17 protein-coding genes are annotated in these 26,527 nt (G+C 60.6%); 10 read left to right on the top strand and 7 right to left on the bottom strand.

Features of this window, described 5'->3' with window-relative positions; all coding sequences use genetic code 11:
* The first annotated feature begins 167 nt into the window (after positions 1-167).
* The 3 genes from DDE77_RS02910 to DDE77_RS02900 all read left to right on the top strand — a co-directional run bounded on the left by DDE77_RS02910 (position 168) and on the right by DDE77_RS02900 (position 5,610).
* Entirely contained in the window at positions 168-3,779 is a 3,612-nt protein-coding gene (locus DDE77_RS02910; protein ID WP_108395950.1) for a peptidoglycan-binding protein, read from the top strand.
* A gap of 152 nt (positions 3,780-3,931) precedes the next feature.
* Positions 3,932-4,858, top strand: coding sequence for a sulfite exporter TauE/SafE family protein (locus DDE77_RS02905; protein WP_108395949.1), 927 nt, complete (start codon positions 3,932-3,934; stop codon positions 4,856-4,858).
* Entirely contained in the window at positions 4,855-5,610 is a 756-nt protein-coding gene (locus DDE77_RS02900; RefSeq protein WP_108395948.1) for a TIGR02186 family protein, read from the top strand. Before DDE77_RS02905 ends, DDE77_RS02900 begins: the two co-directional genes overlap by 4 nt.
* On the opposite strand, the gene pdeM is transcribed toward DDE77_RS02900, so the two are convergent.
* Positions 5,607-6,314, bottom strand: coding sequence for a ligase-associated DNA damage response endonuclease PdeM (gene pdeM / locus DDE77_RS02895; protein ID WP_157959641.1), 708 nt, complete (start codon positions 6,312-6,314; stop codon positions 5,607-5,609). The genes DDE77_RS02900 and pdeM overlap by 4 nt on opposite strands.
* A 44-nt stretch (positions 6,315-6,358) precedes the next feature.
* On the bottom strand, positions 6,359-8,875 hold the full coding sequence (locus tag DDE77_RS02890) for a ligase-associated DNA damage response DEXH box helicase (RefSeq protein WP_342748539.1): 2,517 nt from the start codon (positions 8,873-8,875) through the stop codon (positions 6,359-6,361).
* A 213-nt stretch (positions 8,876-9,088) separates the two neighbouring features.
* Between DDE77_RS02890 and DDE77_RS02885 the strand changes: the two genes are divergently transcribed.
* The 3 genes from DDE77_RS02885 to DDE77_RS02875 all read left to right on the top strand — a co-directional run bounded on the left by DDE77_RS02885 (position 9,089) and on the right by DDE77_RS02875 (position 11,493).
* Positions 9,089-9,385 (top strand): DUF6460 domain-containing protein, encoded by a 297-nt coding sequence (locus tag DDE77_RS02885; protein WP_108395945.1) that lies wholly within the window; start codon positions 9,089-9,091, stop codon positions 9,383-9,385.
* A complete protein-coding gene (locus DDE77_RS02880) occupies positions 9,382-10,053 on the top strand; it encodes a nucleoside/nucleotide kinase family protein (RefSeq protein ID WP_108395944.1) in 672 nt (223 codons plus the stop codon). The genes DDE77_RS02885 and DDE77_RS02880 overlap by 4 nt, the downstream gene beginning before the upstream one ends.
* An 87-nt stretch (positions 10,054-10,140) precedes the next feature.
* Positions 10,141-11,493, top strand: a complete 1,353-nt coding sequence (locus DDE77_RS02875) for an MATE family efflux transporter (RefSeq protein WP_108395943.1) — start codon at positions 10,141-10,143, stop codon at positions 11,491-11,493.
* Positions 11,494-11,527: 34 nt separating this feature from the next.
* On the opposite strand, the gene DDE77_RS02870 is transcribed toward DDE77_RS02875, so the two are convergent.
* A complete protein-coding gene (locus DDE77_RS02870; protein ID WP_108395942.1) occupies positions 11,528-13,150 on the bottom strand; it encodes a hybrid sensor histidine kinase/response regulator in 1,623 nt (540 codons plus the stop codon).
* Between the two features lie 337 nt (positions 13,151-13,487).
* On the opposite strand from DDE77_RS02870, the gene DDE77_RS02865 reads away from it, so the two are divergent.
* The gene (locus DDE77_RS02865) at positions 13,488-14,153 is read left to right on the top strand and encodes a response regulator transcription factor (RefSeq protein WP_108395941.1); all 666 of its coding nucleotides are present in this window, start codon (positions 13,488-13,490) and stop codon (positions 14,151-14,153) included.
* A 70-nt stretch (positions 14,154-14,223) separates the two neighbouring features.
* Here the strand turns inward: DDE77_RS02865 and hemA are convergent, their stop codons facing one another.
* Entirely contained in the window at positions 14,224-15,504 is a 1,281-nt protein-coding gene (gene hemA, locus DDE77_RS02860; protein ID WP_108396258.1) for a 5-aminolevulinate synthase, read from the bottom strand.
* 335 nt (positions 15,505-15,839) lie between these two features.
* On the opposite strand from hemA, the gene DDE77_RS02855 reads away from it, so the two are divergent.
* A complete protein-coding gene (locus DDE77_RS02855; protein ID WP_157959640.1) occupies positions 15,840-17,114 on the top strand; it encodes a hypothetical protein in 1,275 nt (424 codons plus the stop codon).
* 207 nt (positions 17,115-17,321) lie between these two features.
* Positions 17,322-17,987 carry a YiaD family glycine zipper/OmpA-like lipoprotein gene (locus tag DDE77_RS02850; protein ID WP_108395939.1) on the top strand — a complete coding sequence of 222 codons (666 nt, stop codon included), beginning with the start codon at positions 17,322-17,324 and terminating at the stop codon, positions 17,985-17,987.
* Positions 17,988-18,035: 48 nt separating this feature from the next.
* On the opposite strand, the gene DDE77_RS02845 is transcribed toward DDE77_RS02850, so the two are convergent.
* The 3 genes from DDE77_RS02845 to DDE77_RS02835 form a co-directional block, all read right to left on the bottom strand.
* A complete protein-coding gene (locus DDE77_RS02845) occupies positions 18,036-18,371 on the bottom strand; it encodes a hypothetical protein (RefSeq protein WP_108395938.1) in 336 nt (111 codons plus the stop codon).
* Entirely contained in the window at positions 18,371-18,625 is a 255-nt protein-coding gene (locus DDE77_RS02840; protein ID WP_170116468.1) for a hypothetical protein, read from the bottom strand. The genes DDE77_RS02845 and DDE77_RS02840 overlap by 1 nt, the downstream gene beginning before the upstream one ends.
* A 93-nt stretch (positions 18,626-18,718) precedes the next feature.
* The gene (locus tag DDE77_RS02835; protein WP_108395936.1) at positions 18,719-20,632 is read right to left on the bottom strand and encodes a glycoside hydrolase family 127 protein; all 1,914 of its coding nucleotides are present in this window, start codon (positions 20,630-20,632) and stop codon (positions 18,719-18,721) included.
* A 241-nt stretch (positions 20,633-20,873) separates the two neighbouring features.
* Between DDE77_RS02835 and DDE77_RS02830 the strand changes: the two genes are divergently transcribed.
* Complete coding sequence (locus DDE77_RS02830) at positions 20,874-26,357, top strand: alpha-2-macroglobulin family protein (RefSeq protein ID WP_157959639.1); 5,484 nt, start codon at positions 20,874-20,876, stop codon at positions 26,355-26,357.
* Positions 26,358-26,527: the final 170 nt, after the last annotated feature.

Below are 26,527 nucleotides of genomic sequence, written 5' to 3'. Positions count from 1 at the left end.
TCGACCCAGCCTAGCGCGCTAAACTGCTGCAAAACAGCGGTTTTGAGACGGCACTATCGCAAAATGGGTCAATGCTTAACGGGTTCTTTACCATGTTTTTCCAAGAGTAGCGCTTAGACCTTCGTGTTGAATGCGGAGGGACCGTCTCTTTTGCGACAGGTAACGCCATGGCCCGCGCCTATTCCGTCCACGATGATGCCGATCTGCCGATCGACCCCCAGCCCGGTCAATGGCAGGCGCTGCGCGGCGAATTGGTCGCCTTGCTCGACCAGGTGGAAGGACGTTATGCACGGGTGGAAGAGCCTGAGCCAGAGCCCGCTCTTGCCGGGCTGACACAGCGCGTGCGCAATTTGCGCGACCAAGTAATTGGACCCGAACCCACTGTGCGGCGCCAAGACACGCTGCGTACCGTCAAGCGTGCCGTAGACCGGTTCAGCGATCGTGACGACGCAACGGTGCATGGGCAGCAAGAAGCCCTGAGCAATGCCATTGCCGAGATCCGTGGCCAGCGGGCACCGCGCTTTGCTGCGGCCCACGCCGAAACACGCTTGCCTGTGGATACCGAATTTCGCGAACTGAACACCCTGGTTGGTGGCCTATCAGGGCGCCTGGAGCGCCTTGAAGGCGAGCTCAAGGCGCAGCGAACCGGCAACGGTGTGCGCGAGGTGGCCAGCCAGGTCGAGCAACTCACCCATGTCGTGGAACTATTGGCGGGCGCCGTGGGCGAAACCGGCCAGGTCAAGCGACTGGAGTCCCAGATTGGTGCGCTGGCCGCGCTGATCCACGAGGGGCCAAAGGTTGACCTCAGCACCATCAACAAGCGCCTCGATGACGTGTCGGCCACTGTTGGCAAGCTTGCCGAACTGCAGGCCCAACAGATGGAACGCGAGATCGTCCGCGAGGACGTACGTGCCGCCGAGCCAAAGCCTGAGCCCGCCAGCGCCCTGGCGCCGGCCATGCAGGCCATCGAGAAGAGCGTGCGCAATGTTTACGATCGCATCGACTCGATTGAAAAAAATGTTGCGCTGTCCTCGAACGATTTCGAGCGGCTGACGGGGGAGATGGCCAGCTTCACGCAGGCCATGAAGGATCAGAAAACCGCGCCCACCAAGCTGGTGTCCAAGGTTGAGGCGCTGGCGAGCGCTATTGGTGATCTGCACACGGCCAATGGTGATGTCGCCGGGCTCAAGGGCGATATCGTAGCTCTGCGCGATACCGTTCTTGCAGCCATGGAGCCCCGCTTCAACCACATCGAAACCCAGATTGGGCAACTCTCCGAACGTATGGGCGCAATGCCCGACCAGGGCGAGGTCGAGACCCAGCTTAAGCTCCTGATGCAGCGCATGGATGAAACCGGCGCCCAGCTCGACGGACTGGCAGAGCTTTATTCTACCCCCTCGGACGTTGCCGAACTCGAGGCCATGGCAACTCTTGTTGCCGAGCGCACGAGCGATGCCATGACGCGCAAGGCGCCAGCGCCGGTGGCCATGTTCGGGCCGGACAGCCTCAAGAGCATTGAAGACCGCATTCATAGCCTGATCAAAACTGCCGGAAAGGGCCCGGACTACGAGACTATCGCGTCCATGGTTGCCGAAAAGACCTCGGCGGCTGTTGCCAAGTCGGCGCCTAAAGCAGGCAAGCCGACCATCAGCGAAGAAAGCATGGACGCTCTGGAGCAGCGCGTCACTGCCATCCTCAACACCACTGGGCGTGAGACCGCCGAGCGACTTACCCGGCTGGAAGCGGCATTGGCGGCGCGGAACGAGCGCAGCGGTGAGGAGCCCCAGGCTGCAGTACAAACGCAGCCAGCGGCGGCAGTCGTCGTTTCAAAGTCGGCTGAAGCTGAACCTGCGCCCCAGGCCACATCAGGCAAGCTCGACGCCATGCTCATGGCCCTGGCTGCCAAACAGGCTGAATCGGACGAGGACGTCATGCCGGCTAATCCAGCCGAAGATGCTCCGCTGATTGATCCAGGCTTTGGACACGCCGATCCCGATTGGGCGGCATGGGAAGCTAAGATGGGGCCTAGGGACCAGCGGCGGGTCGAACCAGAGCAGGGGCCACGCCCGCAAGCGATGGCGCGGCCGCCGTTCAACCCCAGTGAGATCGAGCGCCCTGCTCGCCCCCAGTCGAGCTTTGCCTCCGACCCCGATCCATTCGCAGCCCCGGCGGCGGCCCCAACGCCGCAGGTAGAAATTTCACCAGCCCCAAGCAGCACCAGCACGTTCGTGGCCGCTGCCCGTCGTGCCCAGCGTGCCCGTCAGGAAGCACCTGCTGCTGCCGACGCGTCCGCTTCGGCAATGGGCCGCGCCTTCGCCCGCTTCCGCCCAACCAAGCCGGCCGAGAGCGAAGCTGTGCCCGTCGAGGTTGCGGCTGAAGTCGAGCAAACTAAGCCTGCTAAGGCGGAAAAGATCAGGAGGCCCAAGCGCGGCAAAGAGGCTCCTGCTGTTGCCGGCGAGCCAGAAGCGCCGCAGCCCGCCGACACAGCCGACGAGACCGCTCCCCAGACGAGCTTTCTGGTTCGCTATCGCCGTCCGCTCCTGCTCGCGGCGGCTCTGGCAACCGTGTCGGTTCTCGCGCTCAACCTCGTCCTGCAGCGCACGGCCGAGACGGCTAGGGAACCAGTGCCGGCGGAGACCTCAAGCTCGATGCCCCAAGCCGAACCTGCAGCAGATCAGGACGTCTCGCTGGTTCTGCCCGAGCCACGTGTCATCGACATGGTCGATAACACCGCAACAGGCTCCATCAATCCCGCTACCGCTTCGACCTTCAGCAAGCCGGCGCCGGTAACCCCCATGCCTTCGACGCTGATCGCAAGCGTCGAGGAAAGAGCCATGCAGATGGAGCCTCTTGTTGCTCCCGATAGCTTGGCGCCGGAAACGACCGGCAGCATCGGCGAAGCAGATCCTGCAGTTCCGGCCACCTTTGAACTGCCAGCGGAAGCTGTCGGACCCATGGAACTCCGCCAGGCTGCTGCCGATGGCGACGCACGTGCCCAGTTCGAGATCGCTGCAATCTACACCGAAGGCCGCGCTGTCGAGCAGGACTATGTGGAAGCGGCAAAATGGTATGAGCGCTCTGCCGCACAGGGTCTGGTGCCAGCCCAGTACCGGCTCGGCAATCTTTATGAAACAGGCACCGGCGTCGAAAAGAACCTTGAGACTGCCAAGCTATGGTATCAGCGCGCGGCCGAAGCGGGTAACCGGATGGCCATGCACAATCTGGCAGCGCTTTATGCAAGCGGCCAATTGGGCGAGCAGGAGTTTGAAAGCGCGGCCGAATGGTTCCAGCAGGCCGCTGCGCGCGGCATGACGGACTCCCAGTTCAATCTAGGCATGCTCTATGCCCGGGGGCTTGGCCTCGCTCAGGATTTCGAGCAGTCCTACAAATGGTTCGCGTTGGCCGCCAACAGCGGCGATGCGGATGCTGCGAAGGCGCGCGACGACATCGCCAAGTCACTCAATGCTGACGCGGTGAGCCGCATAGGCGCTGAAATTGCAAGCTGGAAGGCCGAGCCGATCGACCTTGCTGCCAATTATGCTCCTCTGGGCACCTGGTCAGCGAGCTTTGATCCGGGCGACGCCATTACAACGCAGGATGTCGTTGCCAAGGTGCAGCAGGCATTGACCAAGCTGGGATTTGATGTGGGAACACCAGATGGGCTTGCCGGGCCGAAAACGTCCGACGCCATCAAGGCCTTCGAGCGCGGCACCGGCATGACGGAGGTCGGTACCATCAATCCGCGCCTCCTGGCGGTTCTGGGCAGCCAGCCTGTGTGATACTCAAAGCGGTGTTTGACACCACAAGGTGTCGGACCTAAGCCAATAGGGCCATTGGGGTTCTCGCCAAAAAGCGGGGACCTTTGACCTATTGTTGACTCACACGCCCCTATGCTGGCGGTGCGTGCCATCAGTTCGAACGGAATCTGGTCTTGCAGATCTATCTGCCGATCGCCGAGCTTTCCGTAAACCTCTTCTTTCTTGTCGGGATCGGAGGGGCGGTCGGCTTCTTGTCGGGCCTGTTTGGCGTTGGTGGCGGCTTCCTGCTCACGCCCTTGCTGATTTTTTCTGGGGTTCCGGCACCTGTTGCCGTTGCCTCTGTCACAGGGCAGGTGGTGGCGGCGTCGACCTCTGGGGCGCTCAGTCACTACCGGCGCGGCGGGATCGATCTGCATCTGGCTATGTATCTGGTGCTCTCGGGTATTCTGGGAGCTTTCGGCGGCGTTGCCACTTTCGCCCTCCTGCGGGACGCGGGCCAGTTGGATCTGGTGATCTCACTGGGCTTTTTGATCCTGCTCGGTTCGGTTGGCGTGCTGATGCTGATCGAATCGTCACGGGCCCTGCTGCGGACACGAAAAGGCGTCGTGGTGCGCGAGCGCCTGCCCAACCAGCATAGCTGGATTCATGGGCTACCTATGCGCGTGCGATTCAAAAAATCGCGGCTCTATATCAGTGTGCTGCCGGTGCTTCTGATCGGCCTCTTTATCGGCTTTGTCGGTTCGTTGTTGGGCATCGGCGGCGGTTTCATCATGGTGCCGGCGTTGGTTTACCTGCTGCGGGTGCCCGGCAATGTCGTCATCGGCACTTCCCTTGCCCAGGTGGTTGCAATGATGGCGGCAACCACCATTCTCCATGCTGTTCAGAGCCAGAGCGTCGACATTCTCCTCGCGTTTTGCCTTATGGTCGGCGGCACTGCAGGTGCCCAGTTTGGTGCGGCCGCGGGCAAGCAATTGAGGGGCGAACAGTTGCGCGGCCTTCTGGCGCTACTGATCCTAGCAGTCGCGATCCGCTTCGGCTTGTCGCTCGTGCTTACTCCCGGCGACGTATTCAGCACTGCAGTGGTTGGGGGCGCCCGATGAGGCTTGTTCTTGCGCTGCTCGGCTTGTGCTTGCTGCTCGTCCCAGCCCATGGCGCCCGTCTGGTCTCCCAGTTGAGCAACGACAGTGTGGAGATTACCTCGAGCTATGCAGGGGAGCGATTGACGTTCTTTGGCTCCATCGAGCCAGATGCCGGATCCACTGAACGGGTCGAGGGACCGTTCCATGTTGTTGTGGTGGTTGTGGGTCCCACGCAGGATCGGGTTGCTCGCCGCAAGACCAACAATTTCGGGATCTGGATCAACACCGAGCAGGTCGAATACGATAACTTCCCGAGTTACTTCCATGTCTTGGCCAGCGGCAAGCTGGAGGACATCAGCGACATCACGACGCTGACTACCAACAACATCCTACCCGAGGCTTATACGCTTTCATCAGACTCCGGGGACTGGTGGAGTGGGCCAGTCTTTGGCCGCGAACTGGTGCGCCTGATGACACAGCAAGGCTTTTTCGGCGTTCAGGAAAACGGTGTCAATTTTCTGTCGAACAATTTCTACTCGGCCCGCCTGACGCTGCCCAGCAATGCACCGCCAGGTCCCTATATAGCTCTGACCTATGTGTTCAAGAATGGCGAGATCATCGCGCGCAAATCCGAAGGCTTCGCGGTGCGAAAGATCGGTTTCGAGCGCTTTATTGCGCTCTCGGCGATCCAGTACCCGCTGCTCTACGGTATTGTCTGCGTGATCCTTGCCCTGTTTACCGGCTGGCTTGGTGGGGTGATCTTCAAGCGCTAGCCGCGGACCAATCGCTTGGGACTGACGGGATAAACCCGGTCTTTGCCCAGCATCACCACTTCTAGTCCAGGCCAGTGCAAGAGCCCCACAAAGGCGGGTGAAAGGATATTGATCGAGCCTGTCGATGAACCATAAGCCGGAAGGATCATCAGCCTGTTATCATGCACGAAGCAGGGACGGCGGCTGGAGCGGCCATCGATATGAATGTGTGCTGCCGGATGCAAATGCCCGGCCATCAAACCACTGGCGCCGCGTTGTGGCTCATGGGTCAGAGTTAGTCCGCCCAGTTGCAGCGCTGGCAGACACCGGCCGCCTAGGGCATGTGGCCTGGGATCATGGTTGCCGGAGAGCCAAAGCCACTCGGCCATGTCGGTCATCGCGTCGAGCCGCGCCCGATCCATTTCGCTCAGCGTCGTTGTGCCCTCGTCGCGGTGAAAGCTGTCGCCCAGCGATACGACGCGGCTGGCTCCTGTCCGGCGCATGTCGGCTTCAAGCCGCACCAGCGTCATGCCGGTATCATAGGGCGGCAGCATCTGTCCGCGCCGGGCAAAGCTGCTCATCTTCTCAAGATGCAGATCGGCTACCAGCAAGGTCTGCTCGGCATGCCAGAACAGCGCACCGGAGGGCAGGGGTTCGAAATTCTTTCCGGCGAAGCGCAAGAGCGGGGTCTCCGTGCTCTGGGCTCTTATTGGCGTCTGGCTCAACTCTTGCTCCGCCATTCGAGCACAGCTCTCGTGGCCTTTTGACGTCAAGTCGCTCCACGGGAGCGACTTGCCGGTCCGGGGCCGCTCAAAGCTTCCCGCATCAGTTCATCGGCTGCATCCGCCATAGCTGATTCGCGTGCTTCGCCATAAATTGGCTCGCGACCAATATCGAGCATGATCGGCACCGCGAGGGGCGAGATGCGCTCAAGCGGCTGATGCACGATGTGCTCCCGAATTCGGCGCAGCATGTCGCCCAAACGCCCGATATCCAGCAATCCGCGCGCGGCATCACGGCGCGTGGCCTGGATCAGGATGTGGTCTGGCTCGTGCTGATATAGCACATCATAGATCAGGTCTGAACTCATCGTGATCTGCCGCCCAGTCTTTTCCTTGCCCGGATGACGCCGCTCGATCAGCCCCGCGATGATTGCGCAGTTGCGGAAAGTGCGCTTCATCAGCGCCGACTCGTCTAGCCAATCTTCCAGATCCTCGCCAAGCATGTCCTCGGAGAACAGTTCATCGAGTGAAAGCCGGCCGGTTCGGATTAGCGCCGAGAGATCTCCCAGTCCCCAAATGCCGAGGGCATATTCCGAAGCTACAAATCCAAGCGGGCGCGCTCGGGCACGCTCCAGCCGGCGCGTCAGCAGCATGCCCAGGGTTTGGTGCGCCAGCCGTCCTTCAAAGGGATAGCAGACCATGTAGTTGTGCGTGCCACGCGGGAAGGTTTCCACCAGCAGGGAATCTCGCCCCGGCAACACGGATACGTCGCGCTGGAGCCTTAGCCAGTCGCTGACCTGGTTTGGCAGCTTGTCCCAACTAGAAGGGTCATCCATGATCCTTCGTACCCGCGCGGCAAGATAGGTTGAAAGCGGAAACTTGCCGCCCATGTAGGAGGGGATCTTGGGATCGGTTGCCTGGGCCCGGGTGACATAGGCTTCATTGTCGCGCATGCCCTGAAACGCGAGGATCTCGCCCCCGAACATGAAGGTGTCGCCGGGGAGCAGCGTGCCAAAGAAATACTCCTCCATTTCTCCCAGCACCCGCCCGCCTGCCCCGAGCGGCCGTTCCGCTTGCCCCTTTTTGGTCAGCCTTCCGCGGATCAGCCGCACCTTGACCATGGGCTCCTCAACAATGGTGCCGATATTGAGCCGGTATTGCTGCGCGACCTGCGCATTGGCGATGCGCCACTTGCCATCTTCGGTTCTCTTGAGCCGCGCATAGCGCTCGTAGGCCTGCAGCGCATAGCCGCCAGTGGCCACGAATTCCACCACTCGATCAAACTGCTGGCGGGGCAAATCCCGAAAGGGCCAGGCCAAACGAACTTCATCGAACAACGCATCGGATGCAAACGGCGCGGCACAGGCCATGCCCAGCACATGCTGCGCCAGCACGTCATAGCCGCCATCAACCGGATCCTCGCTGTCCTGCTGCCGCTCGGCTACTGCCTCCAGTGCTGCTTCGCATTCCAAAACCTCGAAGCGGTTGGAGGGCACGAGCATGGCCTTGGACGGCTCGTCGAGCCGGTGATTGGCTCGCCCGATCCGCTGCAGCATGCGTGAGCTGCCCTTGGGCGCCCCCACCTGCACCACCAGGTCCACATCACCCCAGTCGATGCCAAGGTCCAGCGTTGAGGTACAAACCACCGCCTTGAGCGATCCAGCGACCATGGCGGTTTCAACCTTGCGCCGCTGCTCCACTGAAAGTGATCCATGATGAAGCGCGATGGGCAGCAGGTCATCATTGACGGCCCATAAGCCCTGAAACAGCATTTCGGCTTGGGAGCGCGTATTGACGAAAAGCAGCGTCGTCTTGTGCTGTTTGATTACTTCGTAGAGCTCGTGATGGGCATAGTTGGCCGAATGCCCAGCCCAAGGAAGGCGCTGCTCGGTTTCCAAGATCTCCAGCACCGGCGGCGCGCCACCTTCGGTGACCAGGAGCTGGGTTTCTCGGCCGGGCAGGGGCTGTGCAATCCAGTCCCGCAGCAGATCAGGGAGCGCCACAGTCGCGCTCAGTGCAGTGATCTTCATGTCAGGTGCAAGACGCGCGACGCGTGCCAGGGCAAGCGACAGCAGCTCCCCGCGCTTGGACGTCACCAGGGCGTGCAGTTCGTCCAGGACGATGCGCTTGAGCGAGCCGAACAGGAGATTGGCATGGGGATGGCTGATCAGCAGGCACAATTGCTCGGGGGTCGTCAGCAGCACATGGGGCGGGTTGGTGCGCTGTCGCGCTCGTTTGCTCGCTGGCGTATCGCCGGTTCGCGTCTCGGCACGGATCGGCAGGTTCATCTCAAGGAGCGGCGCATTGAGGTTGCGTTGCACGTCCACCGCAAGAGCCTTGAGCGGTGAGATGTAAAGCGTGTGCAGCCCTTCGAAGTTTCCTTCGGCCAGATCAACCAGCGTGGGCAAAAACCCCGCAAGCGTCTTGCCGGCACCAGTTGGCGCAATCAGCAGCGCCGAAGCATCAGCCTGCCAGCTTCGGAGAACCGCCAATTGATGCTCACGCGGCGCCCAGCCCTTCTGGGCGAACCAGTTGCTGATGACGGGTGGCAGATCTGGTTTCAACAACACCCTCTGCCGCCTCCCTTTGGTGGGCCGAGGAGCGAAGACTGTGTTTGTGGAAGAATGTCGCCCAATACCCGATCCTGCTCGTCAGCCTCTTGGGAAGGCCGTGTCGAGGTTCTGTTTAGACACAAACTTCTCAACTCACACCTTCTGCAAAACCAAGAATACCCTATATGATCGTCCACAAGCCATGAAGTCCCGTGAGGTCATCCGATGAGCGATCAATATCCCATGCAAACACCCTCTCGGAGTGGCCTTGAACGCTTTCTAGGTGGTAGCCCCGCTGGCGTTATCCTGCGCCTCCTTGTTGTTTCGCTGATTGTCGGCTTCTTCATGAGCATCTTTGGCATTCGGCCGCAGGACGTCGTTGATGGCACAATTGACCTCTTCCACGCAGCAATCCGTGATGGCTTTGGCGTGTTCCACGATATCGGTGCCTATGTCCTTACTGGTGCCGTTCTGGTCGTTCCAATCTGGTTCCTGATCCGACTAAGCAAGGCTCGCAGATGAAACCCGAACGGCTCACCCTCACGCCTCAGCAGGCGCTCTCCAGGCTGGTGCCGCATATCCTGCAAATGGCGAGCGATGCACAGCACCGCATCGCCATTGGTCTTGCAGGCGGCCCAGGTACGGGCAAGTCGACCCTTGCAGGCGAACTGGTGAACATCCTCAACGCCACGCATCCGGGTAGTGCTGCGCTAGTCCCCATGGATGGCTTCCACATGAAGCACGCAAAGCTCGAGGGAATGGGGCAGGTCGACTTCAAAGGCGCACCACATACTTTCGAAGGCGCGGCGTTCGTGTCGTTTCTCCATCACCTGAAGAATGCCACCGAGCCTGTCAGTGGCCCCGGCTATTCCCGCAAGATCGAGGACACGGTTGAAGACGCCTTCACCGTGCAGCCCGAAGCCAGGATCCTGATAGTGGAAGGCAACTACCTGCTCTTGACCGAAGGCCCTTGGGCCGGTGTACGCGCGCTGCTTGACTATGCTGTGTTCATCGATGTTCCGCGCGAACTCGTCAGGGCAAGGCTGCTCAAGCGGCATGGCGAAGAAGGCCTTTTCACCGAAGAGCGCAACCGCGCCCACATAGAGCGGACCGACCTGCCCAATTTTGATTTAGTCCAGCAGTCCCGGCATCGTGGAGACGTCATCATCGCCATGGATGTGGAGCACTAACCTGGTGCCGACGGAAGCAGGCGATTGTTCCCGGCTCGCGGGAATGAACTCGTGGATATTCTGGCCGTGTTCTAGACTCGACATCTCATGACCCTTCTTCGGCCCCAACACCCATTCAATGTCCGCCACGCCGATGTGTGGAAGATCGCCTTGCCCGCCTCGGTTGCTTTCATCACCGAGCCATTGGTGGGACTGGTTGATATTACTGTCATCGGCCGCCTTGGCGACGCTGGTCTGCTGGGCGGGTTGGTGCTGGGTGCGCTGGTCTTCGATGTTCTGTTTTCGCTCGCCTATTTCCTGCGCATCGGCACGGCGGGGCTGACGGCGCAAGCAATCGGAGCCCGGGATCCGCTTGACGGCCTCCTGCATGTCAGTCGCGCCATGATCCTGGCCGCACTTATTGGCCTTGGCATGATTATGCTTGCCTCGCCGATCCTGTGGCTCGCCACATCGCTGCTGGCGCCTGAACCTGGGGCATCGGCCGCCTTGGCCGGCTATTTCGGTGCCCGGATATGGTCAGCGCCGTTCAGCCTCGTCAACTACGCCCTACTCGGCTGGTTCTATGGCCGTGCCTCGGCCAAAACCGGCATGATGCTGCAATTGCTTCTGCACGGCATCGATATCACCCTCTCTATCTGGTTCGTACATGGGCTTGGCTGGGGCGTGGCAGGCGCTGCCTACGGAACGGTGATCGCACAGGCTGTGGCGGCCGGAACCGGAACGCTCCTGTTTCTGCGCCACTATGGTGGGCCAGCTCTTGTACTGGACAAGATCAGGCCTGCGGAGTTGCACAATGCTCATGCGCTTCAGCGCATGTTCGGCCTTAGCCGCGATCTGATGATCCGCTCGGCGGCTTTGATGGGCGCCTATGCCTGGTTTGCCGCGCAGGGCTCGCGCATGGGCGAGGTGGCGCTGTCCGCAAATGCTGTGCTCCTGAACCTGCTTATGGTCGTGGGCTTCTTTCTTGATGGCATAGCGCAGGCTGCGGAACAGCTGACGGGCAAGGCCGTAGGAGCCAATTGGCGCCCGGCCTTCGACCAGGCCTATGGTTTGAGCTTCCTGTGGGGGCTGGTTATATCGCTGGGCCTAGGTTTGGCCTGGTATACCAGCGGCCCTTGGGTCATCGGGCTCATGACCACGAACGCTGAGGTTCAGGCCTATGCCATGGACCACTTGCTGATCGCCGCCTTATGCACGATCACCTTTATGCCAGCCTTTGTCTACGATGGCATACTGATCGGCACTACCCTCAACGCCACCATGCGAAATGGAATGGTACTTTCCCTATTGGTGTTCCTGGCCGCTGCCCTTGTGCTGCAGCCAAGCTTTGGCAATTTGGGCCTGTGGGCTGCCTTGCATTGCTGGTTCATTGCGCGTGGCGCAATCTACTGGTGGGCGCTCGAGCGCCGCCGTGCCGGGCTCTTCACCGCGGCTGCATAGCAACCGGCTCTGCCGCCCGTCGTGGCGCCGCAGGCTAGCCTACCCGTTTGGCAGGGCTCCGGCTCTGGTTGGCTAGGCCGCTGATTGCCGCCCGGAGGGCTGCGGGCTTGACTGGCTTGGTAACCACAGCGATGCCCCGATCTTCCGCCAGGGTTCGCACCGCCGGGCTGCGGTCTGCCGTCACCAGTGCTGCCGGTAGATGTCCCCCGAGATTGTGCCGCAACCATTCAATGGCATCGAGCCCTGAGGTTTGGTCGAGATGGTAGTCCATCAGCACCAGATCGGGATACCATCCCTCAAGTAGCCGTTCCCGATCAATCTGCTTAAGCGAAAGGGCCGTACGCACATCGCATCCCCAGTGGCGCAAGAGGCCTTCCATCGCTTCAAGAATGGCGCGCTCATTGTCTACGCACAAGACCTTGTAATCCAGTGCGCCAACGCTTGCCTCCGGCTGTGCAGGGCCTTGGTTATTGGCTGTGCGGATAGTGCGTGTCGCTGGCAAAAACAGGGAAAAGCGGGAGCCCTTGCCCTCACGGCTATCGAGTTCCAAGGTCAGCCCCATTGCCGAGACCAGGCGTTGTACGATGGAAAGGCCTAGGCCGAGACCTTGCGCCATGCGCGCGCCTCGTTCCAGGCGCGAGAACTCGGCAAAGAGGAGCCGGTGTTGGTCCCGGTTGAACCCGATGCCGGTATCGACCACATCAAGGCGCATGCGGCTGCCGCGCCGCCTGATGCCCACCAGAACACGACCACCCGGTGGCGTGTATTTGATGGCATTGGAGACGAGATTCTGCACGATGCGGCCCACTAGCGCCTTGTCGACCAGGACGGCGACATCGGTGTCCTTTATCGTTAGCGCAATGTTTCGTTCGCGCGCGAGAGGCCCGAATTCCACTTCCATTTTCTTGAGCAGGTCGCGCGCGGAAACCGGCGCTGGTGCAGGCTTGAGGGCGCCGCTATCGATACGCGAAATGTCGAGCAGGGCGCTCATGATCTCTTCCACCGCCGTCAGCGAGGCCTCGATTGAGTTCGCCAGATCCGACAAGCCGGTGAGTTTGGCGCGTTCGATCAGGGTAGAGGTATAAAGTCGGGCGGCATTAAGGGGCTGCAGGAGATCATGGCTTGCTGCTGCCAGGAATCGTGTCTTGTCGTGATTGGCAGCGTCCGCTTTGGCTCGAGCGCTTTCCAGCTCCGCATTGACCCGCGTAAGTGCGGCGGTCCGCTCCTCCACTCGCTGTTCCAGCGATTGGTTCATGCGCTCAAGCGCCCGCTCCGCCTCGATGCGCTGCGTCACATCGGAAAAGCTGATCACCAGCCCGCCATCGGGCAATCGGCTTGATTGGAGCTCCAAGGCTTGGCCAGCATTGCCGATCAGCTGCATGACACTTGTGGGCGCGGCATATAGGTGGCTGATGCGTTCGCTCGCAAGATCGCCTACTAGCCCGATGCCCAGATCACCCCGCTCTCCCAGGAACGCAAGGATATCTGAAAGGCCCGTATCCGGCTCCACCAGAGCGCTGGGCAAGTCCAGAAGAGCCTGGTAGCGCCCGTTGGAAATCACCAGCCGTGCCTCGGCGTCAAACACCGCTACGCCCTGTGGCAGGAATTCAATTGCTTGTCGCAGGCTATCCAACGCGTTTGGAGAGGAAAATGCCATCAGCAGTCCCGGCAGAAAACAGATGCGCCAACTATCTACCTGCGGACAAGCGAAGCAAGCGAGGATTTCCTGGCGCCCAGCTTGCTGGCTCTTTGGCGACCGGGTCAGAACGGATGGATGTCGGTGCGGAGTTGCTAGTATCTAGGAAAATAGTCATTGACGCCCGCAGAATATGAAAATATGCCTATACATACGCGCCAAAACGTACGTAATCTGGAGCTGAGACACGGAACAGCACCTAGCTTAAAATACTTCCGAGACTTGCCGTAGAGACGCGCAAGTGAACGCAAGAGGTTCAGTTCGCTTTGGGCGGCTTTGCTGCAAGCAGAGTTTGTCCATGAAGCCGCGCGCTAAGCCGGGGGAGCACATGACCACCGAGGACTACTACCAATCATTCTTGAACAGGGACCGGCTGATCCACATCGTTGATGCGGATCCCGCCATTTGTGAGGCGCTTAGCGTTCTGTTTCGGCTCGAAGGGTTTCAGACCAATTTCTCAATAGATGCAGGCAGCTTTGTTGCAAGTCTGGAGCGGCGCATGCCGGATGCGGTTGTCCTGAATCTGCAGATCGGGCCGGTCAATGGCTTGACGCTGCTGCACCGCATCAAGACCCTTCGGCGGACAACGCCGGTGTTCATGCTCTCGGACACGGCGCAACTTGAAGCGGCCATCAACGCCATGAAAATGGGTGCTGCGGATGTTCTGTCCAAGCCGGTGGACACAGAACACCTTTTGGCCTCCGTTCGCGATGGTTTGCGACGCGAGATGCAATCCGGCACCACCCAGCATTCCCGCCGCCCGGTCGAAGTGCGAGGCTTTTCCCAGCTGACACCCCGCGAACGCGAAGTGCTGCAACTGATCTCCAACGGCCAGTCCAACAAGGAAGCCGGGCTTGAACTTGGCATCTCGCCGCGTACCGTTGAGGTCCACCGCGCGCGCGTGATGGAAAAGCTTGGCGCACGGAACACAGCCGATTTGATCCGGATCGTCCTTACGAGCTAGTGAGCGAGGCGCTAAGGCGCCTCAACTGCCCAGGACAATTGCTCCTCGCTGAAGCCGTTCGGCTTGGGCATCAACCCCCGATGGTCGGCAGCGTCAGGTCACCCGAGGTCAGCTTACTCGCCGTGATCTTGGCATCGGCCTTTTCGCGTGGCAGCTCCAGACTCGTCCAGACGCTCACCAGCGCATGGCGCAACGCAAAGATCATCTCATCGCTGTGTAGCGGCGTGGGTGTGATGCGCAGGCGCTCGGTGCCCTTGGGCACGGTCGGGTAGTTGATCGGCTGGATATAGATGTTGTGCTTGTCGAGCAGCATGTCGCTGGCAGCCTTGCACTGGCGGGCATCGCCCACGATCAGCGGCACGATGTGCGTGTCCGTTTCCATGACTGGCAGGCCGGCATCGGCAAGGATAGCCTTGGTAAGTCGCGCCTGACGCTGATGCATCATGCGCTCATGCGCATTGTCCTTAAGGTGCTCGATCGACGCACGCGCTGCGGCACAGAGGGCAGGGGGGAGCGATGTGGTAAAAATGAACTCGGGCGCATAGGAGCGCACCGCATCAATGATGGAGCGATTGGCTGCAACATACCCGCCCATCACGCCAAAGCCTTTGGCTAGCGTACCTTCGATGACATCGATACGCTCCATCAAGCCATCCCGCTCGGCAATACCACCGCCGCGAGGGCCATACATGCCCACGGCATGAACTTCATCGATATAGGTCAGCGCGCCGAATTCCTCGGCCAGATCGCAGATTGCTTCGATTGGAGCGATATCGCCGTCCATCGAGTAAACCGATTCAAAGCAGATCAGCTTGGGCCGCTTGCGATCCGTGGCTTGGAGCAATTCGCGCAGATGCGCCACGTCATTGTGGCGGAAGATCTTCTTTTCCATGCCCGACTGGCGCACGCCCTGGATCATCGAGGCGTGGTTGAGCTGGTCCGAAAAGATCACACATTCAGGCAGGAGGCGCGCAATGGTCGAGATGGCCGCTTCATTGGACACAAAACCCGAAGTGAAAACCAGCGCGGCTTCCTTGCGATGCAGATCTGCCAATGACCGCTCGAGTTCCACCAAAGGCCTGTTGGTGCCCGAGATGTTCCGCGTACCGCCCGAGCCCACGCCCAGCCGGCCAGCGGTTTCCTGCATGGCGCCGACTACCTTGGCATGCTGGCCCATGCCCAAATAGTCATTGGAGCACCAGATGGTGATTTCGCGCTGATTGTCCGCGTCATCCCGATAGATGGCGCGCGGGAATTTGCCGGCTATGCGCTCCAGATCGGCGAAGACGCGATAGCGTTTTTCGGCCCGCAGCGTGTCCACTGCATCTTCGAAGATACCGCGATAGTCCATCATTCGTCCTTCTGTTCCGCACCTGCAAAGATGGTCAGCAGGATCCGGTTCAAATTGCACCGCCGGATGATCGAAGCGCCTTCGATGGTCCTTGGGCTCGCAAGAACAGAGCCGCAATATGCAGGCTCAAGTAAGACTCGTTCTAAACTGCCCGAGGCAATCTGCCAATGCGCCAGAATCCCGCAGGCATGAAAATCCGCGTCTCATCGCCTGCTCGTGATCACCATTATAGAGCCTCCAATTCGTCAAAGGCCCCCATTGCGGACATTACGGCAAGAGGTAAGATGGCCGAAGGCTTCAATATGGTTTTGGGAGGAACTGCATTGGAAGGCTCATTGGACAATACCGCCGTTCAGCGCGAAGAATTGCTTCGCCGCGCTGCCCAGGCCGTCAGCAAAAATCCGCAGGCTCTATTCACTAATTTCCAGTGGTTTTTGTTCAACAGCAAGAACACTGTTTACTTCACCGCCTTCTCGGAGACGGCTTTTGACGCCGAGAGGCTGCAGAACTTCGTTGCCGAAATGGTGTCGCTGGCACCGCAATTAACACACGGCTTTGTTGGAGCTCTGCCAGGCCAACCGTTTCCCAAGCATATCCTTGATGCCATTACGTTTGTTCAAGAAGTTGACGACTTCGAGGGCTATCCGGATGCGTGGCTCGGTAAGGGGCTCGATATTTTCGAGCGCAAGGATCTGCCCCTTTTTCGGGTATATGCCATTACGCGGCGCGGCGGACCCGATAAACACGGCCGTGCATCGATGGTTCTGGTGCGCTCCAGCCATGCCTTGCTGGAGGGCCACGACTCCTCGCTCCTCACCCGCTCGCACTCGATTGCCCGCACCCAGGCCGCCAAGCCAAAGGTCAAACTGCCCTTCAAGCGTCAGCTCGGGTTGAGCATTGGTGCGCTGCTTGGCGTATCCATCCAGCTCTACAAAGCTAACTCCCGCCCTGTTCCGATCAAGGATTTGGGCTTTCGGTCTCTGGCGATTAAGCGCTCGCGCCTGCGAGAGCTCGCCAACCGGATCGGCGTGCGCCAGCGCTCGCTTATGTTCGGCCTTATTACGCAAGCGCTCAATTTTGCCGGCAAGAGCCAGACGGCCGATGTGATTACTGCCGCCTACACCATGCTTGATAATTCTGAACGTTCGGAGGTGGACGACGATCAGTTCCGGGTTCGCGCACTGAACGCCAAGTTCACTGTCAAAAGCGATTTCATTGACTATGTCCGCTCAATCGATCAGTCCCTAACTGAGATCGAGTCCAAGGACACGACTACCTTCCAATTCATCCTGATGAAAATGTTTGCGATACACCGCAAGATTTCACGGGTGCTGCCGCTTCTTTATCGGGAGCATTTCTTCCGCTTCAACGGTTCCACTGACGTGGTGCTGACCCTTGTGCCGCCCCATCGCATGTATGGCAACATGACCAGGAGCCTGGTTGAACCCGTTTATGTCGGCTCGTTTCACCCAAGCGCCAATTTGTGCACCTTTGTGCCGGCACGCGAGTATGTGACGTTCAACTTCGCCATGGAGCAACGCTTCCTCGACCGCGTGGATGACGTGCTCGCCTTGCTGGAAACAACCGAGCAGCGCGACATCCAGCCTTGATTGGGGAACCAAGGGGAACTCCGCTGCGCTATTGGTGTCTGTCCATGATTGGTCATGGCAAGTACGCAACACTTGAGCGCTGATGCTCGAATGCCGCAGCAAAGAGTGGCAGCGTTCATCTGCCGTTCACCACCAGTGGTGGATCACCGTCCTGCCTTATTCAGTGGTCACCAAGCCGGCCACTTTGATTCTATTGGGGGACCACCTATGAAGTCCAAAATCCTGGTCACGCTGGCAGCAACGCTCGCCTTGACCGCCTGCACAACCACTAATCCCTATACGGGCCAGTCCCAACTCTCCAACACGGCCGGCGGTGGTTTGCTTGGCGCTGGCGGTGGTGCTGTTGCGGGCGCCCTGGTGGGCGCGGCCGTTGGCGGTGATCCGCGCGTTGGCGCTCTGATCGGCGCCGGTGTCGGTGGGCTTACGGGTGCCGCCATCGGCAACTATATGGATCAGCAGGAAGCCGAGCTGCGCGCACAGCTCCAGGGTACCGGCGTCTCCGTGACCCGTGTGGGACAGAATATTGTCCTCAACATGCCATCCAACATCACCTTCGCGACTGATCAGTCTACGGTCCAGCCTGCATTCAATTCGACCCTGGTCTCGGTTGCGCTTGTGCTCAAGAAGTTCGACAAATCTATCGTCGACGTCTACGGCCACACCGACAGCGAAGGCGACGACACCTATAATTTGAGCCTTAGCCAGCGTCGCGCCGTGTCTGTCGCGACTATCCTTGCCAACCAAGGCATTGATCAGCGCCGCTTCTATATCGAAGGAAAAGGTGAAACGAGCCCAATCGCCTCTAACGCTACGGAAGCTGGCCGCGCCCAGAACCGCCGCGTGGAAATCCAGATTGCGCCGATCAACGGCTGATCCAAGACAGGATTGAATATTGAAGCGCGGCCAACGAGCCGCGCTTTTTTATTGGGCCGCAGGAACTGCTGGAACGGCAGGGGGAACTGCTGGGTCAGTTACAGGCGCCACGACACTCTCAGATGTTGGCGTGCCTGGCTGGACATCGGTAGCAGGCGCTCCGTTCAGCATCTGCAGAACGAAGAGCACGGCGATAACGATGGCGAGCCCAATAAGTCCATAGAGCCACCAATTCGTCGGGCCCGTTGAGCCGACTGTGGCTTCATGCTCGCCTGCTACCTTGATCGATGAATTATCGGGCACATCAAGCCTGGCACCGTTCTCGTCAACAAGGTGGTCAACGTTGGCAATCGTTGGCGTTGGTGTGTGGGGTGCTGTAGCCATCAGGCGTCTCCTCGTGACAATGTTTCTGTGCCGTGGCCGTCCTCTATATCCCTGCGCACTTCGGCGATTGCCTGGTCTATAGCCTCCAGGGAAAAGGCAGGCTCGAGCCCTTCTTGCTGGGCCACGCTCAAGTCCGCTTTCATCTGGCTAAGCAGGTCGATTTTTTCCTTGGCTGTGAAAAGATCGTTGTGGGCGATTGCGGAAGGCGAAATGCTTTCCTGCCCACTTCTTTCATCACCTTGGCCGTCGGACACCATGTACGCCTCTGAAGCACTGAAAGGACTAGTTTCCTTTCCAATGCTTGCCGGTGTTCCGGGTTCCCTCTGGAGTGTGAGGCGTGCCCTCAGTCAATGGACTTCGGGCAACCAAACGACCATCGAGCCTTGCCCCCGATTGGCCCAGAGATAGTAGGGAAGGGCAGTCAGCGTAGCTGGCTCTTCGCGAGGCGGGCGGGTCCGGTATAAGCTCGTCCAGTCCGCTTCATTGATTGCCAGGGCATCCGCTTTCAGCGTCACTACGCCGTCAAACAGATCGGCTCGTGTTTCCACCTTGAGTTCGGCATGCCGCGGCAACTTGAACCGCTGCACCCGTCCTCCAGGATTGTCGATTTCTTCCATGCAATACACCAGGGGACCCCGCTTGAGAGCCACGCGTCCTGCATCCATGATCACCCCCGGATGCGCATAGAGGCGGACCGGTGGCATGGGTAGATCAAGACTGATCACATCGCCCTTGTTCCAACGGCGGTTGATGGTGAGGTAACCGTTCACCGCTGGCTTAGCATCGATGGGTTCTCCGTTGACCGATACTCTGATGTTCGAGGACCAACCCGGAATGCGCAATTTGACATCAAACACGGCAGGGCTTTCCGGGTCGATGTGGATATTGATGTCGCCTTTCCAGGGATAGGTAGAGACTTCTCGCAAGGCCACTCTCGTTCCCGCGATTTCTACCTCTGTGGCGATGCCGCCGTAGAGATGGAAGGCGACGCCATCTTCGGCTGTCGACAGGAAGTAACCGCCAACAGATGCCACCAGCCGGCTTACATTCATGGTGCAGCATGGACAGGTGTGCCAGTCCCAACGTGTCGGAGTGCCGTCGCTTTCCAGCGGATTGGCATAGAAGTAGTGCTCGCCATCACGGCTGAGCCCACTCAGCGCCCCATTGAACATGGCAAGCTCGAGAATATCGCCATATTTGCGATCAAGATCGAGATGCAGCATTCGCTGCGCCCAGAAGATCAGCGCCACTGACGCGCAGGTTTCCGCATAGGCGGTCTGGTTGGGCAGGTCGAAATCATGCGTGAACCCTTCGTTGTGTGCCGAGGGCCCGAGCCCGGCCGTCACATACATCTTGGTTTCCATCACGTCATTCCACAGCAACTCGCAGGCATGCTTGAGCGCCGGATCGTTCAGTTCGGCGGCAAGGTCTGCCATGGCGGTGTAGAGGTACATTGCGCGAACCGCGTGCCCCACTACCTTATCCTGCTCGCGCACCGGCTTGTGGCTCTGGGAATATTCGTAGTTGGGAGGAAACACGTAGCGCTGCTGGCTGTCGCCGCCTTCGCGTGCTTCCCGTTCCACATCGAAATAATGCGGCGGCTGCTGCCCGCGCTCATTGACCAGATAGGCCGCAAAATCGAGGTGCTTGCGCTCCCCGGTCAGGTAATAAAGCTTGATCAGCGCCAACTCGAGCTCTTCATGCCCGTCATAGCCGCGCTTCTTGCTAGGCTCAGTTCCGAAGGTTGAGTAGATGTGCTCGAGATAGCGCTCCATGATGTCGAGCCAGCGTCGGCGACCTGTTACTCGGAAATAGGCGATCGCGCCTTCCAACAAGTGGCCGGCATTATACATCTCGTGATTGTCGCGCAGATTGGTCCAGCGCTTGTCCGGCTCTCGCCCCAGATACCAGCAATTAAGGTATCCATCCGGCGCCTGGGCTCTTTCGAAATCATCAACGATGGCCTCGATTTTGGCCTCAATATCGGCATCACGCCGATGCGCCAGCGCATAGCTTGCCGCCTCGATCCATTTGCCCACATCGCTGTCCCAGAACACCTGCACGGTGAACCCGTTGGGATGGCGGGGAAAGCGCAGCGGTGGTGGAGGCTGCGGCAGCTTGATCGAGTCCAGAATGCCATATTCCGCTAGCTTCCTGTGCTGGCTCGGAATGGTCCGGGTCAGAACGGTTTCCAGCCTTTCGTGCCAGAACTTCCCTTCGAGCTTTACAACAGGAAAGGGGACAGGTGCATAGCGGCTCATCTCTTCTCCTCATCAAGTCTTTCACGCTCTTGCCCGCTACCAAGCCCAGTGTTTCGCCTGGTTGTTCCGCTTTCCGGAAACGTTTTTGGTGGCGTGAAGCTGCCACGACCGGTCAGCTTTGGCAACTCGATGGAGGTGCAGACCCACCTGCGCTCGCGCACCCATAATATATAGCCGCCCCCTGCTTTCCTGCCGTTCTTGCCGTGGATATGCTGCTGGCGTGGAGCATGGGGAGGGCAGCATGCTGCGTGGTCTGAGGAATTTGCGTTTGCTGGGTGCGGCTCTGGTGCTGGGAATGGCCATGACCCTGGCCCAGGCGCAGGACGTTACTATCCTCCAGAACACCGACCTTCCGGGCTCTGACTACGACATCATCCGCGACACCGACCTCGATAGCTGCACCGCCTCCTGCGCTGGAGACAATATCTGCGAGGCGTTCACCTTCAACGAAAAATCCAGCTGGTGCTTCCTTAAGAGCGCGGCCGGTGAAGAGGCTGAGTTCAACGGTGCCGTTTCCGGTCGCATCGACCGCGCCACTTCGGCCGCGGTCATCCAGGCCGAGCGACAGGCCGAACTGCCGTTCCCTGCACAAAGTCTGATCGACGAAGCCAAAAGCTTCGCGCAAAGCCTGCCGCAAACCGATACCCCGCCGCCTAGGGCTGTCTATGCCGACCTCGTGGCGCAAGCCGATGAAGCTGCCACCGCCGAAAATCCGGTCGGCGCCATGGTGGCCTATCGCCAGGCCCTCGCGATCAACAGCAATGACCCCGCCCTCTGGCAGGCCCTGGCCCAGGCTGCCCTGACTCAGGCCGAAGCCGTTGCCGGCAAGCCCGAAGGCGACAACAGCTACGATCTGGCAATCACCGCAAGTTCGGCCGCCATGAACGCCTTCCTGCGCTCCACCGAGGCCCATGCGCGCGCCGATGCCCTTGCTGCCCTGGCCAATGCCATGGAATTTCGCGGCATGTGGCGCGAGGTGATCGCCACCTATCGCCTTTCCCTGCGCCTGCAGCCAAACGACGTCATCGCCGAGCACCTCGACAAAGTCGTCGCCGAAAACGGCTTCCGCGTCACCAACCATTTAGTCGATGCCGAAGCAGCCTCGCCCCAGATATGCGCCGTCTTCTCCTCGCCCCTCGGGTCCACCGACCTGTCCGCCTACGTGGTTGTCACCGACACGCCCCAGGCGTCAGTTGAAACCGAGCAGCAGCAGATCTGCATCGAAGGCCTCGCCCATGGCCGCCGCTACGACATCCGCCTGCGCGCGGGCCTTCCTTCCGCCGATGGCGAAACCCTCGCCAAGGACGTATCGCTCGACGTCTACGTGCCCGATCGCACGCCCTTCGTGGGCTTTGCCAACAACGCCTATGTCATGCCAGCTGGCCTCGGCGGCGGCCTGCCGATCACTTCGGTCAACGCCGAAATTGCCGATGTCATGATCTACCGTATTGGGGATCGCTCGATCGCCACCGCTGTTCGCGATGGCATCTTTCAGGGGAATCTCAGCCAATACTCTGCCCAGAACATTGCCGACCAGGTCGGCCATGAGGTCTGGACCGGTGAAGTCGACCTCGCCCCGGGCAAGCCCAATGAGTTGACCACCACCGCTATTCCCGTGGCCGAAGCCGTCGGCCAACTCCAGGCCGGAGCCTATGTCATCACCGCCCGCGTTAAGGATAAGGACGACAGCGAATACTGGACCGACATGGCCACCCAGTGGTTCATTGTCACCGATCTGGGCCTCACCACGCTCTCGGGCGACGATGGTCTGCATGCCTTTGTGCGCGGCCTGACCGATGCCCAGCCCGTAGCTGATGCCGATGTGCGCCTCGTAGCCGTCAACAACGAGATCCTGGGCGAAGCGCGCTCCGACGCCGAAGGCCGCGTCACCTTTGCGCCCGGCCTTGCTCGAGGCACCGGGGGCAGGGCGCCTCAATTGCTGGTGGCTGAAACCGCAGGGGGCGATTACGCCTTTCTCGATCTCTCCCGAACCGCTTTCGATCTGACCGATCGCGGTGTCGAGGGCCGCCCATCACCCGGTCCGCTCGATCTCTTCGCCACCACCGAGCGCGGCGTTTATCGACCCGGCGAAACCGTGTTCCTCACGGCCCTCCTGCGCGACGAACGCGCCAACGCCGTCACCGATCTGCCCCTGACGCTTGAAATCCAGCGCCCCGATGGCGTCGTCGCCTCCACCCAGGTGCTCAAGGACGAGGGCGCCGGCGGCTATTGGACAGCTCTTCCCATGGTCGAGGAAGCTATGCGCGGCTCCTGGACCCTGCGCCTTTATTCCGACCCCAATGCCGACGCGCTCTCCGGCACCAGCTTCCTCGTGGAAGATTTCGAGCCCGAGCGCCTGGCTTTCGACGTTTCGGCCGAAGACGGCCCTTTCGCTACCGATCAGGCCATCCCGATCGAAATAGCCGCCAAATACCTCTATGGCGCCACGGCCCCTGATCTGGCCATCGAAGCCGATGCCATCGTGCGCCCCGTTACGACACTCCAAGGCTTTCCGGGCTACACCTTTGGCCGGCTCGATGACACCATCGAGACCATGCGCGAGCCGCTTGGCGTGGTGGGCACCACCGACGCCTCTGGCAATGCCGTCGCCGAGGTCACGCTGCCTGAGCCACAGGTCACCACCCGTCCGCTTGAAGCGCAGATCCTGTTGCGCCTCGTTGACAGCAACGGACGCACCATCGAGCGCAGCATCACCCGCCCGGTTCTCGCCACTGCCGACCGCATCGGCATCAAGCCCACCTTCACCGACGCCACCGGCCTTGCCCAAGGCACTGAAGCGCGCTTCGACATTGTCACTGTTTCTCCCCAGGGCGAGGCAATTGCCAAGCCCGATCTTGATTGGACAATTTCCCGCGTCGAAACCAATTACCAATGGTATCGCGATGGCACCACCTGGAAGTGGGAAGCCATCACCACCACGCGTGAAGTCGCCATCGGCACCATCGACACGCCTGAGGACGGCCCCGCCACCATAGGGGCAAATGTCAATTGGGGCCGTTATCGCGTGGAGGTTTCCAGCACAGGCCCTGACGCCACCTCCTCCAGCTATGAATTCTACGCCGGTTATTATTATGCCAATGCCGGCTCCGACACGCCCGATACGCTCCAGGTCGCGCTCGACAAGCCGACCTACCGCGTCGGCGAAACCGCCAATCTCAAGCTCGATCCACAATTTGCAGGCACCGCGCTGGTGATGGTGGTCGACAACCGCGTCATCGCCATGCAGGCCGTGGACGTCCCCGAAGGCGGCACCACCGTGCCGCTCGAAGTGACCGACGATTGGGGCCCCGGCGCCTATGTCACGGCGATCCTTTATCGCCCCTCCGACGTCGCCGCCAAGCGCATGCCCTCGCGTGCCCTGGGTCTTGCCTTTGCCGAAATCGATCCCGGCCATCGCAAGCTCGACGTCAAGCTCGGCACGCCGAAAGTGACCCTGCCGCGCCAGAGCTTCACCACTACCGTCGAACTCGGTAACCTCGCCGTTGGCCAAAAAGCCTATGTTGCCGTCGCCGCCCTGGACCTCGGCATCCTCAATCTGACCAACTTCAAAGTGCCCGATCCCGATGGCTGGTATTTCGGCCAGCGCCAGCTCGGCATGGACATTCGCGACCTCTATGGTTCGCTGATCGATCCCACCCAGGGCCTGCCCGGCGCCATGCGCTCGGGCGGGGATGGCGGGGGCGCCCGCCTCGGTACGCCTCCACCCACTTCGGTGCTCGTGGCGCTCCACTCCGGCATCGCCGAGGTTGACGACGAAGGCAAGGCCACCGTCACCTTCGACATGCCCGATTTCTCCGGCACTGTCCGCGTCATGGCCATGGCCTGGAGCGTGGATGCCGTGGGCCATGCTTCGGCCGATGTCATGGTGCGAGACCCCGTCGTCGTCACCCTCAGCCCACCCCGCTTCCTGCGCGTCGATGACCAGTCCCGCCTGCTTGTTGAAATCAACAACATGGACGGCGAACCCGGTGCCTACGGCGTCTCGCTCTCGACCGGCACCGGCATCACGGCCGACGCGAGCGACACCGAGGTCGAACTCGCCAAGGGTGACCGAACCTCGCTCACCCTTTCGCTGACCGGCGTTTCCATTGGCGATTGGCCGATCGCCCTGACCATCACCGCTCCCGACGGCACCACCCAGATCAAGGACCTGACGCTGGGCGTTCGGCCAGTCAGCGCTCCCGTCACCACCACCCGCTTGCTGCCCATCGCAGCCGGCGAAAGCGCTACAATCGATGGCGGCTATTTCGATAGCTTCCTCGCCAATACCGGCCAGCTGACCCTTGCCGTCGGCCCCCTGGCACGCCTCGATGTGCCCGGCCTGTTGCTTGCGCTGGATCGCTATCCCTATGGTTGTGCCGAACAAACCGCCAGCCGCGCTTTCCCGCTGCTCTACCTCAACGACGTCGCCAAGCTGATTGGCCTTGAAGGCGACGACAAGCTCAACAAGACCGTCACCGACGCTATCGGCAGCGTGCTTTCCAAGCAGACCTCGGCTGGCGGCTTTGGCCTCTGGGGTCCGTTCGATGGCGGTGATTTGTGGCTCGACGGCTTCATCACCGATTTCCTCCTGCGCGCCAGGGCGGCCGGCTATGACGTTCCCGAACAGGCCATGACCATGGCGCTTGATAACCTCTCCAACCAGCTCTCCTACGCCTCCGATTTCGACGATGGCGGGGAAGGGGTAGCCTATGCACTCTATGATCTGGCTCGAGCTGGCCGGGTCGCCATGGGCGATCTGCGCTACTATCTTGAAGCCCGCCTCGACGCCTTCGGCTCGCCGCTGGCCCAGGCCCAACTGGGCGCAGCGCTCGCCCTCTATGGCGACACCGACCGCTCCAACGCAGCCTTCGCAGCGGCGCTCAAAAATCTTTCCAAACCAGAGGACACACGCCGCTACCGTCCCGACTATGGCAGCCGCCTGCGCGACACCGCGGGCGTCTTGGCCCTTGCCGCCGAGTTCAAGCCGCAGGGCGCCGATCTGATCGGGCTTGCCGAACAACTCGCCCAACTGCGCGACAATGCCAAATATACCTCCACCCAGGAGGATAGCTGGACCCTGCTCACCGCAGCGGCTCTGGGCAAGTCTACGGCAGATGGCTCGATTACCCTCAACGGCGAAGCTCTCGCTGGGGAGGTCTATCGCAAGTTCGAGCAGCAGGGTTTCGAGCCCATCAAACTCGCCAACACCAGCGATGCCGATACCGAAGCCCGGGTTACTGTCACCGGATATCCCACCGTGGCCACCGACGCCTCGAGCAATGGCTTCACAATCTATCGCGAATACTACCTCACCGACGGCACGCTGATCGATCCGCAGTTGGAACCCATCGCCCAGAACGAGCGGCTTGTCGTGGTGCTGACCGCCCATGCCGAACAGCTTGGCTCCGGCCAGTACCTGCTCGCCGATCCTCTGCCGGCCGGCTTCGAGATCGAAAACCCCAATCTCTCCAGCGGCGGCGCCAACGATTATAGCTGGCTGGACCTCGATGGACCCAATCATGTGGAATCCCGCACCGACCAGTTTGTCGCTGCCTTCCGCTTTGGCGCGGACCCCGGCAGCTTCACCACCGCCTATATTGTCCGCGCTGTTTCCCCCGGCCAGTTTGTGCTGCCCGGAGCCACCGTTGAAGACATGTACCGCCCCGAATTCCGCGCAAACACGGCCTCGGGGCAGATCGAGGTGACGGCGACCGGGCCATGAGTGCAAAGAGCACAATCCCGAAATGATAGCGGCACTCAAGCTCACCCGACCACCGCGCTGCACCTCCCCCTTGACGGGGGAGGCCGGGAGGGGGTGCGGGAGCCCCGATACCGGGGCCAAGCGACCCCCACCCTTGATCCCTCCCCGCGAGGGGGAGGGCGTCGACTGCG

The organism is Devosia submarina (assembly GCF_003056345.1).
GTDB lineage: Bacteria > Pseudomonadota > Alphaproteobacteria > Rhizobiales > Devosiaceae > Devosia > Devosia submarina.
The sequence above is the reverse complement of the archived record's forward strand: the minus strand, read 5'-3'. Positions and strand labels throughout refer to the sequence as shown.